This is a genomic window from Paenibacillus dokdonensis, assembly GCF_004916975.1.
In the GTDB taxonomy this organism is placed as follows: Bacteria; Bacillota; Bacilli; order Paenibacillales; family Paenibacillaceae; genus Paenibacillus_AQ; species Paenibacillus_AQ dokdonensis.
Genome location: NZ_STGQ01000001.1, coordinates 1,152,368 through 1,167,711, shown reverse-complemented (window position 1 = coordinate 1,167,711; position 15,344 = coordinate 1,152,368). Strand labels below are relative to the sequence as shown.

Sequence of the window (15,344 nt, the reverse complement as noted above, 5' to 3'; positions counted from 1 at the left end):
TCTTCCGATTGGGAGACAGCCTGTTTTTTGTTGATTCTTAAAACTGCATTAAAAATTTTTCTACACAATTTATTTCTTCTTAAGGATTATTTGTGCTGAATCTGGTAAAGTGAAACGCATAAGTGTTATTGTTCATATCAAAGGAGGAGTTAGATTTAATGTCAGACAAAGAAAGAGACACATTGAATAATGAAGAAGGCCTCACACCGGAAGAACAATCGGGGGACATCCAAGAGCAAAACAAACAGCCAATAGACCAAAACAAATCGGACGAGCCTTTTGTAGAAACAGAGAAGGAAACTCCGGTGCCTACCATGCTTGCTAAAAACAGTGCAGCACCAGCCAAATCAGCTGCAGTGCCGCCGACACCATCCCCAGCAACGGGAATGGGAAGTAAAGTATGGATGATCGTATCCCTTGTACTGGCGATTGTGCTGGTCATCGTGTTGATCAAGCCTCCATTTGCCAAAGGTGGAGACAACGAGGCTGTTGCTACAGTAAACGGCGACAAAATTACCAAGGACAAGCTCTACGGCGAACTGGTTAGTGCCGGAGGTACACAAACACTCGACGGCATGATTTCTGAAACACTGGTTAATCAGGAAGCTGACAAAAAAGGTATTAAGGTAACGCAAGCCGATATTGATAAAGAAACGGCATTTATTAAGAAAAACTATGGTTCGGATGAAGAATTCGAAGCAGCACTGCAACAAAACAACCTCTCCAAAGAAGAGTTCAACAAACAAATGGATATGCAGGTTAAACTGCGCAAGCTGATCGAGCCTGATGTAAAAGTCTCTGACGATGACGTGAAGAAGTATTTTGACGAAAACAAAGCTACCTTTGATACGCCAGAGCAGGTGAAAGCCTCCCACATCCTGGTTGCTACCAAAGAAGAAGCTGATGCGATCCTGAAACAGCTGAAGGACGGCGCGGATTTCGCAACGCTGGCTAAGGAAAAATCCACAGATCCAGGTTCTAAAGCCAACGGTGGTGATCTTGGATACTTCGGACGCAACCAAATGTACAAAGAATTTGAAGACGAAGCATTCAGGCTGAAGGATGGCGAGCTGAGCGGCGTGATTAAAACTGACGCAGGCTACCATATCATTAAGAGAACTGGCTACAAAGCAGCTCACACAGCAACCCTGGAAGAGAAAAAAGCCGATATCAAGGAGCAGCTGATCTACCAAGCTATCATGACCAAAGCTCCTACATGGCTCTCTGACATTAAAGCGAAAGCAAAAATTACGAACAATCTTGAAGAAGAACAAAAGAAAAAAGACGCTGACGCAAGCAAAACGGACTCCTCTACAACAGACGGCAGCAAATAATATGTAAAAAAACGGATGCACCCATGATTGGGATGCATCCGTTTTTTATTGCGAGTTCAGCTATAGCTTAAAGTCCGAGCGAAATATATTTGATCTCCAGATATTCCTCGATACCGAAATGGCCGCCTTCTCGTCCGAGACCACTTTGCTTAAATCCGCCGAACGGCGCCTGCGCTGTAGAAGGAAGCGGGTCATTTACGCCGACAATTCCATATTCCAGTGCTTCCGCAACGTACAGAGCCTCTTTGATCTGTTCCGTAAATACATAAGCTGCAAGACCATAAGGGCTGTGGTTCGCACGCTCTACCGCTTCCTCGATCGAACGGAACGTGGTAATGGGCGCCAGCGGCCCGAAGGTTTCCTCGATCATGCACTCCATTTCGTCTGTAGCGTTCATGATGACGGTTGGCTTCATGAAGTGGCCCTTGCCGTCCTCAAATGCTTCCCCGCCTGTCAAGATTTGGCCACCCTTGGCCTTTGCATCCTCAATCTGCCGCTGCACCTTTTCCACAGCCTTTGCATTGATCAAAGGGCCGATGTCTACTCCCTCGTCCATGCCATTGCCAACTTTGAGCTCGGCCGTGCGCCGTGCAGCCCGTTTGGCGAATTCCTCTGCGATAGACCCCTGAACATACACCCGGTTGGTACATACACAGGTTTGGCCGCCATTACGGAATTTGGAAGCGATGAGACCCTCCACGGCCTTATCCAAGTCAGCGTTCGCGGTGACAATAAACGGCGCATGCCCTCCCAGTTCCAAAGAGATTTTTTTGACGGTTTCCGCGGCTCCCTGCATCAGCTTTTTACCTACTGCAGTTGATCCCGTGAAGGAAATCTTCCGGACCCGCTCATCCTTCTGCCAGGCTTCAGCAATCGGAGCCGCAACACCAGTCACCACATTAATGACCCCAGCCGGAATTCCAGCCTGCTCCGCCAGCTCAGCCAGCTTCAAAGCGGTGAACGGCGTTTCTTCCGACGGCTTCAGCACAACGGTGCAGCCTGCAGCAAGCGCGGGTGCCATTTTGCGCGTAATCATCGATGCCGGGAAATTCCAGGGCGTTATTGCCGCGATGACGCCGACTGGCTGCTTTTGCACCCATATTCTTTTATTCGGAGAAGACGCAGGTATCGTTTGCCCATAGACCCGTTTACCTTCCTCCGCATACCACGAGATGAAGCTGTTGGCATACGCAATTTCCCCTGCGGCTTCCTTCAGCGGTTTGCCCTGCTCTGTAGTCATGATTTCCGCAAGCTCCTGTGTATGTTCTTCTATTAACGCATGCCATTTCATCATCAGCATACCCCGTTCATTCGCCGTCAGCGCTGACCAGGATTTCAAAGCGGCGTACGCTGCATCGACCGCACTCGAGGCTTCCTTAGCACCGCCATTGGGGATCGATCCGATGATCTCCATGGTCGCCGGGTTCCGCACGTCAATTTTCTCCGGACTTTCCTTCCACTCACCGTTTATATACATTTTCTGGATATACATCCCTTAAGTCACCCTTTCTTTGCTGAACTACTCTACTCTATAAAATATACCCTTAATCCGGGTAATCACGTCAAAAAACTCCCTGGCCCGGCCAGAGAGTTGTGAAGTCGGTTCTATTTTAGTTTACCTCTATTCTATGCATCCTTCAAAATCCGCCGTCCAAAGGTCAAGGACACCGCTATCATGGACACGCCCACAATAAGCTGCATCCCATAGATCTGTGTCCATACCGGCCAATGCTGGATCAGCCCATGCACATTGCCTCCAATGAGCGGTCCGAAGAAGGCTGCAACCCCTGTGATAGCAGCATACATCGCCATGTACATGGGACGTTCGCCCTTGGGCGTATCCCCGATCATAAAATTGAAAGCCAGCTGGTTAAAGCCCCCTACCCCAATACCGAAAATAATATGGGCAGCTGCCAGCACAAGCAGCATCGGCAGGACAGACAATAGACCCCATAACAGACAGGAAAGTGCGATAATCGGCAGTGTCCAGAACAGCAGGCGCCGATTGCTGAAGCGTGCATTCAGATTACCCCAGATGTAGAAGCTGCCCATCATAAATACCGTCTGCGCGACATTCAGCAGCGACAGCGTCTGATAGTTGATATGCAGCAGCTGAAGCATGACATAAGAATACAGCGGCACCACCAGATTTTGCAAAAACAGAAAGCCTCCCAAAAATAAGGTAGCCTTCAGGAAGGAGCTGTCTCTCAGCGGTTTCTTCAGCATCGGTACAAACCGGCTTTCGGAAGAACGCTCAAACGGCATATCCGGATAAAAGAAAAACATCGTGATGTTTGCGGCAATACATACCCATACAATGATGTACAGGATCAAAAAACCTTTTCCGCCAGGTTCATAGTCAAGTATAACACCACCCGCATACATCACGAGTGTGCCCAGAGCGTTCAGCATCGTGTTGCGGATACCAAAGTAACGTCCCCTCACTCGTGCCGGAACGATATCGCTGATGAGCGAGTTCCACAGGATGCCTCCAACGGTGTTGAACATGAACGCAAGCGTATACAAAATAATAAATGCCGTCACCCAGTACGGCTTGGGGAACAGAAATGGAATCAGTCCCGTACCTCCCCATAAAATCCGGTGAAACGCCACGAACAGTACCAGCGTCCATTTACGGCTCTTCAGCCGTTGGATCAAAAAGGCGGCGAAAAGCTGGGCGATATTCACAAACGTGGTTATCGCGAGTACAAATCCCAGCTGGCTGGAATTTGCCCCGAGATACAGCAGAAAGCCGGTGAGGAATTGTCCGCCGAGCAGGGTTTGGAACATTACGGCGGGAACACCCTCCATGGTGGCGATTTTCAAGTTTTTCCGCTGCACCGACGTCTTTCGTTGATACTGCTGCCTCGATCTCAATGAAATCATGATGTACTCTCCTTTGAAGCTACAGTTAAATAAATGAATCATTTTTTTCGCTTTTTATGCCAACTTTTTCTTCTCTTTGCTCAACATTCTACTCGCAAAGGAACCCAAGTCAATACGCTGAGCCAGCCTAGATTCACAAAAAAAATTGTGGAACTTCACGTAGAAATGGGAAACCGAAAACGTTATATTTTAGGGTCATAGTTACACCTCCGGAAGACTTGTCCGGCATAAAAAAGGAGCCTCGCAATTGCTGCGCAGCTCCGCTTCGTTATGCTATGATTTTAGTTTTGAAGAGCTATATTATATGAGTTAAACCTCAAGAACTTGGGGTGCGGGTGTTACGCCGAATGCCTTTGCTAGATCAGCAAGCTCTTGGTCGGTTATCGTCTGCTTGATGCCGTGACCTGCTGTGAGCATATACACCTGAGCTGCCTTTTCAACCGTTTCTATCAGTCCGAAGGTTTCATCCATCGTGGAGCCGCTGCCGAAGATGCCATGATGCGGCCAGATCACAACCCGCCGATCCTTCATTTTCTCTGCTGTTTTCCGGCCAATCTCTGCGCTTCCCGGTACCATCCACGGCAATACGCCAACACCTTCCGGGAAAACAACAATGCATTCGGTGCACATTTGCCAAAGTGTTTTTGTGAATTTTTTCTCATCCAAGTCATGGACAAACGTCATCGAGATCACATTCGTGGCATGGGTGTGCATGACGATCCGGTGATTGGGATCCACTTTCAAACGTTCAATATGGCTCATGAAATGAGATGCCAGCTCGCTCGTAGGGAAGGTGTTGCCGTTAAAGCCCCAAAGTACATCGACATGCTCTCCGTCGGCTGTCACGCGAATAACACCAAGGTTCATACCCGGATCGGAAATCACATTTCTGAAATACTTGCCTGATCCGGTCACGACAAAGATTTTGCCCGCGAGTTCAGGAACTGGAAAAGACAACGTAATGACGCGGCCTGTTCCATTCAGATCTATATGAGGGCTGACCTCCGCTTCATCCAAAATACGGCTGATATTTCCACCGTTGCGCTCATCCCAGCCGAACTTCCACATATGATACGTGATTTCCGCCATCTCACGGATAAACGGTATTTCAAGCGCAGGCACATCCCGGGTCATTTCCATCATTGAAGTGCTCACAGCAAGCCTCTCCTTTTGTGTAATCTGTATTTTACACCCTCATCGTACAGCGGACTCTGCTTGTAGTCAACATAAACAAAGATTATAATGTTGTTTTATATTTGTTTATGTACTTTTTATGTCCGTTTATGAATGTTGACCTATTATTTCTGATCATTTATTATGAGATAACGATTTCAGGATTGACAGTTATAGGCATATTCGATATATTATGATCAATTTAATCGATGATCCGCTTACGTTGAAGCACTCGTAAGAGAAGGCAATACATGCCTTTCTTTTTCGGGTGTTTTTTGCGTTTTATGGCATCCATTAATCAGCTCAGCCCACTTTCGCGTAAAGGAGAATTTCTATGAAAACATTCAAATGCTTTGCTCCCGCCGTCTTGCCTTTCATTTTCGCTCTGTCTCTAACTCTTTCCATTCCGGCAGACTCCGCAGCCTCCATGCAATGGTCCGCATCGCAGCAAGCCGCCGTGGATCATGCCACAGCCTCGGATGCTGCACTCCGCAGCAAGCTGGGGTCTTTGTACAGTACCTTTACAAGCCTTCAATCCCAGCTTCAGCAGGCAGACCAGAGCATCAGTTCACTTCATTACAAGAATGAGGATGCGCAGTCATCGTTGACCAAACAGATCAAAGTGATTGATGCGGACAAGATCGCGAAGCTTGATCAGGCGGTCAAACAGGCCAAAGACAAATACAAACCTCTTATATCCATGTATACAGCGCTCAACCAGCAGATCACAACAGCCAACAAACTCAAGAACAAGCAGCTAACCTCCGTCCTGAAAGCTCAAGCCGATACGATGAAAATTGCTGTGCAAATTGCAAAAGCGGATATTAAAAACAAGGAGCAGGCGCTTGCTTCCGCCAAAACCAAAAAAACGGCGTCGCAGAAAAATATCCGGGCAATCCTCGCGGGTGCCGACCCGCTCCGTATTAAAATCAAGGCTGAAAGAAGTACGGCAACCATCTTAAATAAAAATGTCAGCCCAATGTGGAAAGGCGTAACCCAGTCCATAAAGGTCGGGGATGCTAAGAGAATTAATAATGACCTGAATACCTTGGTCTCTCAGCTCCGTCAAATTCAATCCCAAAAACAAAAGATTCTCACGCTGGAAAATCAGATCAGCACCATCCTGCAAACCGCCAAAACCCAGCTAGCCTCTGCATAAGTAGAAATGTCGATATAGAGCATGTATATCCTTCGAAAATTTTGATTGCGGTTACAACCAGATTTTGGTATGATGAAACCCTTCTCACTCGTTCGCCTTGACTGAAGTTGACGGATTTCGTCACCACAGAACTTATCGGAGGTGTACAATGCTCTATTTCACTTTGGCTTCAAAAGCGTATGCCCGCAATCTGCATTATCGCGGCGCTCATATGCTGCACAACATCGCAAGCGCTCTTTTTGGCTATCTTTACGCCTGTATTTGGATCGGTATTGGTCAAGATCGCCCGCTTGGCGAGTATGGAGTGCACGGCATGATCGGCTATATTGCTTTTACACAGGCTTCACTGTGGATATCCGGCTTTATTACCAATGGGCTCGGTATTCCGCAAGCAGTCAGGACAGGACAAATCTCGCTGGATTTAATGCGTCCTGTCCATTTGTTTGTTTTATGCATGTGCAGGGAATGGGGACAGATCGCCTATCAATTTGTATACAAGTCTCTTCCTATCTATCTCTTGTATATGCTCCTGTTCTCACTTACCCTGCCAACCCACTGGACAACGCTGCTGTATTCATTGATCGCTCTGGCCTCTGCCGCCTATATGTCCATCTGCATGAATTACATCATTGGCGCCACTTCACTTTGGACAACCGAATCAAGCTGGCTGTACTGGGTTAATCATGCGCTTATCAATCTTCTCGCCGGTTTCTTTATTCCGGTGGAATGGCTGCCGTCTTGGCTGCAGACGATCAGCTGGATGTCTCCTTATCCCTATCTTCTGTATGTGCCTACCCGGATCTATCTCGGCTACGACCAGTCGGCCAGCCTGATAGGCTCCTTGGCATGGTGCATCGTCTTCACACTGCTCTGCCTGCTCGTTACCGTCATCGTTAGACGAAAAGTGGAGGTGCAGGGCGGATGAGCATCAAATATTGGCTTGATCTATATGCTGTTCTCATCCGTTCAAGTATCCGGAGCCGGATGCAGTACAAGCTCAACTTCATGTTGGGTACAGTACTCGCTGCTGTCATTCAGATTGCGGAATTTCTGATGATTGCGATCGTCCTGAACAAATTCGGCGCGGTCAAAGGCTGGTCACTGTATGAAGTGGGGTATCTTTTTGCCGTCATGACTCTGTCCAAAACGCTGTATCGCACCTTCGCAAGCGATGTCCACCATCTGGAAAACTACCTGACGACAGGTGAGCTGGATCAGCTGCTTACCCGTCCGGTCCCTATACTGATGGCCCTAATGTCGCAAAACATCCGCCTGATGCCGGGTGAACTGCTCCAGGGAGGGGCGATTCTCTACTGGTCTATGCATGGACTCATGTCGAGCGGTCAGATTCATTGGATCGCCCTCCCCTATACGGTGTTTGTTATTTTCACCGGAGCCATAATTCTTTTCTCCATCGGTCTCGCGACAGCTACGGTCGGTTTCTGGATCACGCGGATTAACGAGCTTCAAACCCTTACGGAGGATGCAGCGCAAACAGCGGTCCGTTACCCGTTAATACTCTATCCTTCCTGGCTGCGGTCCATCCTGCTCGTTGTGATTCCGGTCGGGTTCGTCAATTATGTTCCTTCCCTGTTCATTCTGCGTGGTGAATACGGTTCATGGCTGGTGTATGGTATTGCGCCTCTAGCCGGTCTCTTTCTCTACCTGGGCTTGAAGTTTTGGAAGTTCGGACTAACACGCTATCAAAGTACAGGAAGCTAGAATGAAAGGGGATATAAAAGAAATGAGTCATGCACAACCAATGATTGAGGTCAGCGGACTGAACAAACAATTTCGGACGCCTGTAGTCAAAGAGGGCCGCTTCGCCGGTCTCCGCACATTATTTACCCGGGAATACCGGATGAAGGAAGCAGTGAAGGATATCAGCTTCACGATTCACAAAGGAGATTTTGTCGGTTATATCGGCCCGAATGGGGCCGGCAAATCTACCACGATCAAAATGCTTACAGGCATTCTCCATCCTTCCTCAGGAGAAGTGAAAATAAACGGAGTGAATCCGCATCAGCAGAGGCGGCAGGTTGCCAAACGTCTCGGAGTCGTTTTCGGCCAGCGGAGCCAGCTGTGGTGGGACCTGCCGGTAAAAGATTCCTATGATATCCTGGCCCATATGTATAAAGTAACTGCGCAGGATAAGGAAAAGAGGCTCAAAGAGCTCGGGGAGCTGCTGGTTCTGAAGGAGTTTTGGCTTACGCCGGTCCGCAAACTCTCCTTGGGACAGCGCATGCGCGCCGATATCGCAGCCTCCATGCTGCATGATCCGGATGTTCTTTTTCTGGATGAGCCGACCATAGGCCTTGATGTGACAGCCAAACGCAGCATACGCGGATTTTTAAAAAAGCTGAACAGCGAGTATGGAAAAACCATCCTGCTCACCACCCATGATATGGATGACATTGAGCAGCTGTGTGAACGGGTAATGGTCATCAATCATGGGGAACTCAGCTACGAGGGATCGATTGAAAATCTGCGGGATAGGATCGGACTTCCTACGCTCATTAGGGTTACGTTCAATGGGGCCTATCAGCTCCCTGTTCCAGATGGTCTCGTTCTTCCGATTGAAGTCGCTCTTGATGCAGACCATACATTCCGTATTGTTGAAGCAAATAACCGTGAGGTACATATCGAAGCGAATAGGCAGCAGGTCAAAGCGATGGACATCCTGCGGCTGATCAGCGGCTGGGGCGAGGTAGCGGATATTCATATGGAGGAGCCTGATTTCGAGGATGTCATCCACCGGGTTTATTGAGGGAGCGGACCAATCAGTTCCGTACAAGCGGCAGCAGCCGCCTTTGTCCCCGAGATTCACCCGTTACTTATACATTCAGAAATCTCGGGGACAACAGCGATGGAAGGAATGATTTGTTCGTGGAGTGTCGTCTAACGATGATATTCAATAAGGGTTTGTGTTTATACGTAGGGAGCGTGCCAATGATCCATGAGGTCTTTGCAGCACGCTCCCTGTTTTGTCATCACACATGCAGCAGCTTTTGATGAAAAGGATTCCCCTGCACAGACTCGAAATGGTTGCTGAGCTCATTCAGAAACACAATTTTGCCGCAAGCGCCGCTTTTCATCAGTTCAAAAGCTTCCTCAAAGCGGTCCAGCGAACAGGTATGTGTCACGAGTTTGTCCAGCCCCAGATTTCCGCTGCGCAAAAGCCCCTTCATCTGGTACCAGGTTTCATACATTCGGCGGCCGGTAATCCCCTCCACCCGGATGCCTTTGAAGATGATTTGCCCGAGATCCATCGGCACATCGCGGGTAGGAATACCGAGCAGCGAGACACGGGCTGCACGAGCTGCCGCTTCAAAGCCATCCCGGATCGCTTCCGGATGACCCGACATTTCTAGTACGACTTCCGCCCCCTCACCTCCCGTAATATCACAGACTACCTGCGGCAAGTTTGCGTTCATGCTGTTGATGACAATATCCGCCCCCATCTGGTGAGCCATATGAAGCCGGTAAGGATGAATATCCGCTGCCATGACCAAGCCTGCACCACAGGCTTTGGCTACCGATATAGCCATGAGTCCAATCAGCCCCGCCCCAACGATCAGCACAGATTTGCCAACAATGTCTCCGGAAAGAACCGTATGTACGGCATTGCCTAAAGGATCCTGCAGACAAGCCAGCTCATAAGGCATATCCGGATCGTTTTGAATAATGCTGCCTGCCTTAACGACCGCATACTCCGCGAAGCATCCCGGTGCGGTAATTCCGAAGCTGCGGGTATGATGGCAGACATGCGCATTTCCCGTACGGCAGGCTTTGCAGGTACCGCATACCATATGACCTTCGGCGGATACATGATCTCCGACCCGTATCTTTTCGACTTGTTCCCCGGTCTCCACGACGATACCGGCAAATTCATGTCCGAATACGTTTCCGGTCACAACCGACTTCTCAGCCCATTGATCCCAATTATAGATATGTACATCGGTGCCGCAGATAGAGCTTGCTTTTACCTTCACAAGAACTTCATCCGGACCGATCTCAGGAATAGGTACTTCTTTATATACTGCGCCGGGAGCGCGATGCTCTTTGACAAGCCCGGTCATGGTTTTTTTCATGGATACGCCACCTTCTTATGAATTTGATATGATTAAGCGACAACGCATAGACAAAAAAAAGAACTGACATCAGCAGGAGCAACTCAGATAGCTCTCTGTATCAATTCAAGTCCGTTCTCATTATCTACGGATTCACGCTGACGATGTTGCCTGCGTAATCCCTCCAATTCGTTCCGTCGAAAAAAACCGGTTTTTTCTTCGTCGGATCATAATACGTGTCGCCTTCTACCGGTTTTTTTGTTACTTCAGTCGTTCTCTTTAAATTAATGAACTTATCCTTCAAAACCACCTCGGTATATTTACCGCTGGAACTGCTTGCTTTGCCGCGGAAAAAGAGACGCCCGGTCTGCAGTTGATACTGCATATATCCCGGAGCATAATCCGCGGATGGAAATCCTGAGGTACTGCTTTCATCAATGATCATCGGGGTCAGCATGGCTTTTTCATATCCTTTGAAGAAAAGTGCGAATTTGTTGGCGTTATACCACACGGAGCCCGGGTCTATGCCAGATAGGCTGCCATTGTTTATATCCCCCTGCAGCTGAGACATTCTCAGCATGGGCAGTCTCTCGGCAATCTGTCTTCCTGCCCAAGTCATATCAGATTCAACATGGTCATCCACCGCAAGATTATTAGGATTGACATTACCTTGGATGTGATGGCGTCCTTGTACAACCGATATGGCTTTGACCCCATACTTCCTGCCTGCGCGGGTATCGAGAAACAGATTGCCCTGTACAACGGTGAAATCCGCTCCAAACAAATTGATGCCGCAGATTTGATCATGGTTTGTTGCCGGGTTCATATCCTGGTAATTCCAGTTTTGAATGCGGTTATTAGTCAAAATAATGTTCGAGCATTTCTGTTCCGGATAATTCGAACCATTCACGGTGGCGATGCCTGAGGTGGGCACATTGTCGATTGCATTCCCGCTGACGATAATATCCTTGGAAGCATATATATTAATAGCCCCGAAGCTGTAATCCTTGATGGCTGGCGCACTGATGCTGTTGCTTTCCACGATGCACTGCCTTACACCCCATATTTCGATGCCGTCATAACGGTTATTGATACAAATATTGCCCGATATCGTAATGTCGTACGTCTCGAATTGGTTTGAGGAAAACGCTGTGATCCCTTCCTGTCCATTTCCGATGACGATATTTCCTGACGCCAGGTTACTAAAACATTTCCGGTCGGCAGCCGAGGTGATGCCGATATTCGTATCAAACGTAATGCCTTGTCCGCCACAGTTTTCAATATGGTTGTTCATGATGCGGCAATATTTTGAAGAAGATGCATTGATGCCGGTGTTTAAATTTCCTTCCACATTGTTGAACAGCGTTTTATTCTTGATCCGGTTGCCTTGAGCAAGCATGTCCGTGCATCCGCTTAAATAGATGATCCGTTCGGTCACATTTTTGGTGTTCATGATCTGATTGTTCAGAATCATGCCGTTTGTGCATGCTGTAAAGGCCCAGTTTCCGGCATTTTCAGACACATGCAGCTGCTGGATAATAAAATCGGAGCTTGAACTGATGTCAAAGCTGATTTTCCCTTCCAGGTTTTCGATTTCAAAAGACGAAATGCCGCTGCCTGTAAATAGCGTATCCGGAAAAGAAGATGCGTTTTGTAGCACGGCCCCTTTTTCACCGGAAAGCCGCACATTGGACTTCAAATAAATGGTGCCTGCGGTATAGGATGCCTGGGGGAAAACGACCGTTCCGCCAACAGAAGTCGCGATATTAATCGCGTTTTGAATTCCCTTCGTGTCATCATTTTTTCCATTTCCAAGTGCACCGAACCACTGCGGATAGAATTCCTTGACCTGAGGGGTACCCTTAATTTGGCCGTCGCCGGCAAAAATCTGCGAGATTCCGGCTTCGATTTTTCCGTTCAAGTTCACCGTTCTCCCTGCCGCAATGTTGAGTTTGGCTCCATTCATGAAATTCAGCGTAATACTCGGGTCAATGGTAAGGTCCGAACTTACTGGATAGGTTCCGCCCGGAAGAACAAGAACTCCTCCCCCGGATAATTTCATTTTTGCCACCTCATCCCCGAGCCGCGCGGGGTCCGTTACCGTAACAAACGGGATACTGTCAGCCATTTTATTCAACCTCCTTGTCCAATCCATCATCAACTTGTGAAGTCTTATAGCATTACTACACTATTCAGACGATTTCTTGTTTGCTGTAGTCATTCTGATTAATTTTAGGGATAGGCGGGTTGAAGATATTCGGCTTTACCGCAGTTTGCTTTCGAAGGAGCGTTTGATTGGCAACCAAGCCATAAATAATCCAGTTCACTGGATTGGTGAAATAACCGCCAGCGACCTGATAAACGAGGATGAAAGTCAGCAATCCTGATTTGAAAATTATCTCGTGCCTCTGAATTCTCATCACCAACATGGTATGGAATACTAAAAGCAGGAGTATCACCCCTATACCACCTTCGGCGATAACGTACATAAAAGAATTGGCAATAACCCCCACCAGTCCCTGGCTGTAGTAAGCATTCTGGACCGCATCCGTATTCAAGTTCCCCAGCCCGGTTCCAATGTAGCTCGAATGGACAAGAATCTGCTCCATAATCCGGGCACTAACGTTGAAACGGTAAAATACGGAGCCGTCCGTTCCACTTAGAATATCGTTTAACCTCATATAGAAGCTGTTATTGCTAATCACAAACCAAACCGCCGCCAACGTGCCTGTCAAAATAAGCAGTATCGTCAAGAGGAGCTTCTGGATACTTACTCTATCGCATAAATAGCAGAGGTACATCACGACGAAAGCCAGCCCGAGACTGAGCATTCCGCCCATTCCCGCGGAGACGATAACGATTAAAGCATTGGTCAGCATGAAAAAAAAATTCACGAGATTGCGTCTGAGGCGGGTTTCATTCAATACAAACATGCCCAAAATCACGAGCAGAATGCATACATGAAAAGACGCTTCGCTTGGTTCTGCATAAAATAGAGCCAACCGGACCTTCTGATACAGATTAACATCATCATCTAAACGCCACAGCAGCTTCGTCTTATGAACCATACCGATGCACAGAAGTGCCAGATTAATGACGGATGCGGAATAGACGATCCTTTTGAAGGAGCTCATGTTCATTTTCATTTCTCTTACTTGGAGGAATAGCATCACATTCAGAAAAAGCTTGGCGATGTTGATTGCGAGCCGTCCCATATCAATTTGTTCGTTTACGACAATTTGCAGAAATGCGTAAAGAATAACGAAATAGACATATCCTGCTGTCTTTAATGTCAGTTTTCTGCGCTGGATGATATCCCTCAAGATCAGAATAATCGACAAGAAATAGAACAAATCCAGGTTAGCCGTAATTCCCTGATGCAGCACATAAACCATAGCATATATGATTTCCATATGAATTCACTTACCCCATATTCATAGTTCTATTCTTTATCGCATTCTAACCGTTCACTGGCTTTGCTTCAGCTTCTCCCTGAAATATCCTGTAAAGCTTCGCGCACGCTGCGGCTTTTTTTGAAACAACTCAAAAGATTGGAATAAATGTTCATACATTTTAACGATCCTCTCCCAGGTATATTCCCTGGATATTCTTGCCTTGGCTTTGGTCTCCAGTATTTTTATCCTGATATCATCATATTGGTCCAGCTCGTGAATCCGGGCTGCCAGCGAACCAGGCTCGGCCGAAAAATACACCGCGCCATCTCCTCCGACTTCACGGTTAAATACCACGTCATACAGCAGGTTCAGCTTGGTTGACGCCAGGGCTTCAAGCAAGGAGGGGTTGGTCCCTCCCACTTCATGCCCGTGGCAGTAACCGAATGCAAGTTCCCTGATTTTCTTCAGAAGCTGTTCTTGATATACGGTTCCTACGAATTTAATCCGGGCGTCCAGATCAAAATGGCATTTTTGAAGCAATTCTTCAAAATAAGAATTTTGTTCGACACCAGTGATGATCACCAGATCCTTTGTCGTATCGGACGCCATGAACTCATTGATGATCAGTTCGTAATTGTTCTCGGGTACGAATCTCCCTATGACCAGGTAATACTCGCCCGGTTTAATGCCATGTGTCTCCATCCACAACAATAAATCAAGGTCTCTTGAGCTCGTTGTCGATGGTGTGAGATCTGCGCCATAGGCAATGAATGTCGTTCTTGGGCGATATTTTGCATAATCACTCTGAATATATGTCTCGATGCCTCTGGAATCACAGACAAGAAGGTCAGCATGTTTGACCATGAGCCTCTCCGATAACCTCCAGTATCGTTTGATCCACGTATTCCATTTGCCTCGCTTCCATTCATGCCCGTCCGGATTTATCAATACGGTGACTCCCATTCTTTCAAGCCTTCGTTTATACGGATAAAAAAAAGGCCCGATTCGACAGGCTAATATATAAATCACGCAATCCGTCAGCTGATGTTGCTCTATGTATCGAATGCAGATTTTCAAACTTTGAAGGTCGTACAGAACGGCACGAGCACTGCCTACCTTCGGCACTTGGACCTGAAAGCAGCGGGCGCCGTTATGTTCGAACTCCCCGCTTTGATCCGACAGGCAGGCAACGTGGTAACGGATCTCCTTATTCATTCTCCTCGCTGTCAGCTGCTCAACAAAGGTTTCGAAACCGCCATACCGGGCAGGGATTCCTTTGGAACCAATAATAAATATATGCTTTGTCATTCCCTTTACCTCTTCCATG

At 47.7% G+C, this 15,344-nt stretch carries 12 protein-coding genes; 5 read left to right on the top strand and 7 right to left on the bottom strand.

The window, feature by feature from the left end:
- The first annotated feature begins 158 nt into the window (after positions 1–158).
- Positions 159–1,334 (top strand): foldase protein PrsA, encoded by a 1,176-nt coding sequence (locus E6W40_RS05275; RefSeq protein WP_136604525.1) that lies wholly within the window; start codon positions 159–161, stop codon positions 1,332–1,334.
- A gap of 67 nt (positions 1,335–1,401) precedes the next feature.
- Here the strand turns inward: E6W40_RS05275 and E6W40_RS05270 are convergent, their stop codons facing one another.
- The 3 genes from E6W40_RS05270 to rhaD form a co-directional block, all read right to left on the bottom strand.
- The gene (locus E6W40_RS05270) at positions 1,402–2,826 is read right to left on the bottom strand and encodes an NAD-dependent succinate-semialdehyde dehydrogenase (RefSeq protein ID WP_136604524.1); all 1,425 of its coding nucleotides are present in this window, start codon (positions 2,824–2,826) and stop codon (positions 1,402–1,404) included.
- A gap of 134 nt (positions 2,827–2,960) precedes the next feature.
- Entirely contained in the window at positions 2,961–4,220 is a 1,260-nt protein-coding gene (locus E6W40_RS05265) for an MFS transporter (RefSeq protein WP_136604523.1), read from the bottom strand.
- A 309-nt stretch (positions 4,221–4,529) separates the two neighbouring features.
- Entirely contained in the window at positions 4,530–5,354 is an 825-nt protein-coding gene (gene rhaD, locus E6W40_RS05260) for a rhamnulose-1-phosphate aldolase (RefSeq protein WP_425464934.1), read from the bottom strand.
- A gap of 373 nt (positions 5,355–5,727) precedes the next feature.
- Here rhaD and E6W40_RS05255 point away from each other — a divergent pair, with 373 nt between their 5' ends.
- The 4 genes from E6W40_RS05255 to E6W40_RS05240 all read left to right on the top strand — a co-directional run bounded on the left by E6W40_RS05255 (position 5,728) and on the right by E6W40_RS05240 (position 9,319).
- Positions 5,728–6,552: a hypothetical protein gene (locus E6W40_RS05255; RefSeq protein ID WP_136604522.1), complete on the top strand. Its 825-nt coding sequence runs from the start codon at positions 5,728–5,730 to the stop codon at positions 6,550–6,552.
- A 148-nt stretch (positions 6,553–6,700) separates the two neighbouring features.
- Positions 6,701–7,477, top strand: a complete 777-nt coding sequence (locus tag E6W40_RS05250) for an ABC transporter permease (protein WP_136604521.1) — start codon at positions 6,701–6,703, stop codon at positions 7,475–7,477.
- Entirely contained in the window at positions 7,474–8,274 is an 801-nt protein-coding gene (locus E6W40_RS05245) for an ABC transporter permease (RefSeq protein ID WP_136604520.1), read from the top strand. Before E6W40_RS05250 ends, E6W40_RS05245 begins: the two co-directional genes overlap by 4 nt.
- Before the next feature lie 40 nt (positions 8,275–8,314).
- Positions 8,315–9,319: an ABC transporter ATP-binding protein gene (locus tag E6W40_RS05240; protein WP_136606837.1), complete on the top strand. Its 1,005-nt coding sequence runs from the start codon at positions 8,315–8,317 to the stop codon at positions 9,317–9,319.
- Positions 9,320–9,542: 223 nt separating this feature from the next.
- Here the strand turns inward: E6W40_RS05240 and tdh are convergent, their stop codons facing one another.
- From tdh to cps2T, 4 genes are all read right to left on the bottom strand, one after another.
- On the bottom strand, positions 9,543–10,643 hold the full coding sequence (gene tdh / locus E6W40_RS05235) for an L-threonine 3-dehydrogenase (RefSeq protein WP_136604519.1): 1,101 nt from the start codon (positions 10,641–10,643) through the stop codon (positions 9,543–9,545).
- 124 nt (positions 10,644–10,767) lie between these two features.
- Entirely contained in the window at positions 10,768–12,750 is a 1,983-nt protein-coding gene (locus E6W40_RS05230; protein WP_168928829.1) for a right-handed parallel beta-helix repeat-containing protein, read from the bottom strand.
- Positions 12,751–12,814: 64 nt separating this feature from the next.
- Entirely contained in the window at positions 12,815–14,035 is a 1,221-nt protein-coding gene (locus E6W40_RS05225; RefSeq protein WP_136604517.1) for a hypothetical protein, read from the bottom strand.
- Positions 14,036–14,089: 54 nt separating this feature from the next.
- Positions 14,090–15,325 carry a beta 1-4 rhamnosyltransferase Cps2T gene (cps2T, locus tag E6W40_RS05220; RefSeq protein WP_136604516.1) on the bottom strand — a complete coding sequence of 412 codons (1,236 nt, stop codon included), beginning with the start codon at positions 15,323–15,325 and terminating at the stop codon, positions 14,090–14,092.
- Positions 15,326–15,344 lie beyond the last annotated feature (19 nt).

Bases quoted from the DNA above. Each gene is read 5' to 3' on its own strand.
- rhaD (WP_425464934.1), bottom strand. From the start codon at position 5,354: ATGACCCGGGATGTGCCTGCGCTTGAAATACCGTTTATCCGTGAGATG.
- E6W40_RS05275 (WP_136604525.1), top strand. From the start codon at position 159: ATGTCAGACAAAGAAAGAGACACATTGAATAATGAAGAAGGCCTCACA.
- E6W40_RS05250 (WP_136604521.1), top strand. From the start codon at position 6,701: ATGCTCTATTTCACTTTGGCTTCAAAAGCGTATGCCCGCAATCTGCAT.
- E6W40_RS05255 (WP_136604522.1), top strand. From the start codon at position 5,728: ATGAAAACATTCAAATGCTTTGCTCCCGCCGTCTTGCCTTTCATTTTC.
- tdh (WP_136604519.1), bottom strand. From the start codon at position 10,643: ATGAAAAAAACCATGACCGGGCTTGTCAAAGAGCATCGCGCTCCCGGC.
- cps2T (WP_136604516.1), bottom strand. From the start codon at position 15,325: ATGACAAAGCATATATTTATTATTGGTTCCAAAGGAATCCCTGCCCGG.
- E6W40_RS05225 (WP_136604517.1), bottom strand. From the start codon at position 14,035: ATGGAAATCATATATGCTATGGTTTATGTGCTGCATCAGGGAATTACG.
- E6W40_RS05230 (WP_168928829.1), bottom strand. From the start codon at position 12,750: ATGGCTGACAGTATCCCGTTTGTTACGGTAACGGACCCCGCGCGGCTC.
- E6W40_RS05265 (WP_136604523.1), bottom strand. From the start codon at position 4,220: ATGATTTCATTGAGATCGAGGCAGCAGTATCAACGAAAGACGTCGGTG.
- E6W40_RS05270 (WP_136604524.1), bottom strand. From the start codon at position 2,826: ATGTATATCCAGAAAATGTATATAAACGGTGAGTGGAAGGAAAGTCCG.
- E6W40_RS05240 (WP_136606837.1), top strand. From the start codon at position 8,315: ATGATTGAGGTCAGCGGACTGAACAAACAATTTCGGACGCCTGTAGTC.
- E6W40_RS05245 (WP_136604520.1), top strand. From the start codon at position 7,474: ATGAGCATCAAATATTGGCTTGATCTATATGCTGTTCTCATCCGTTCA.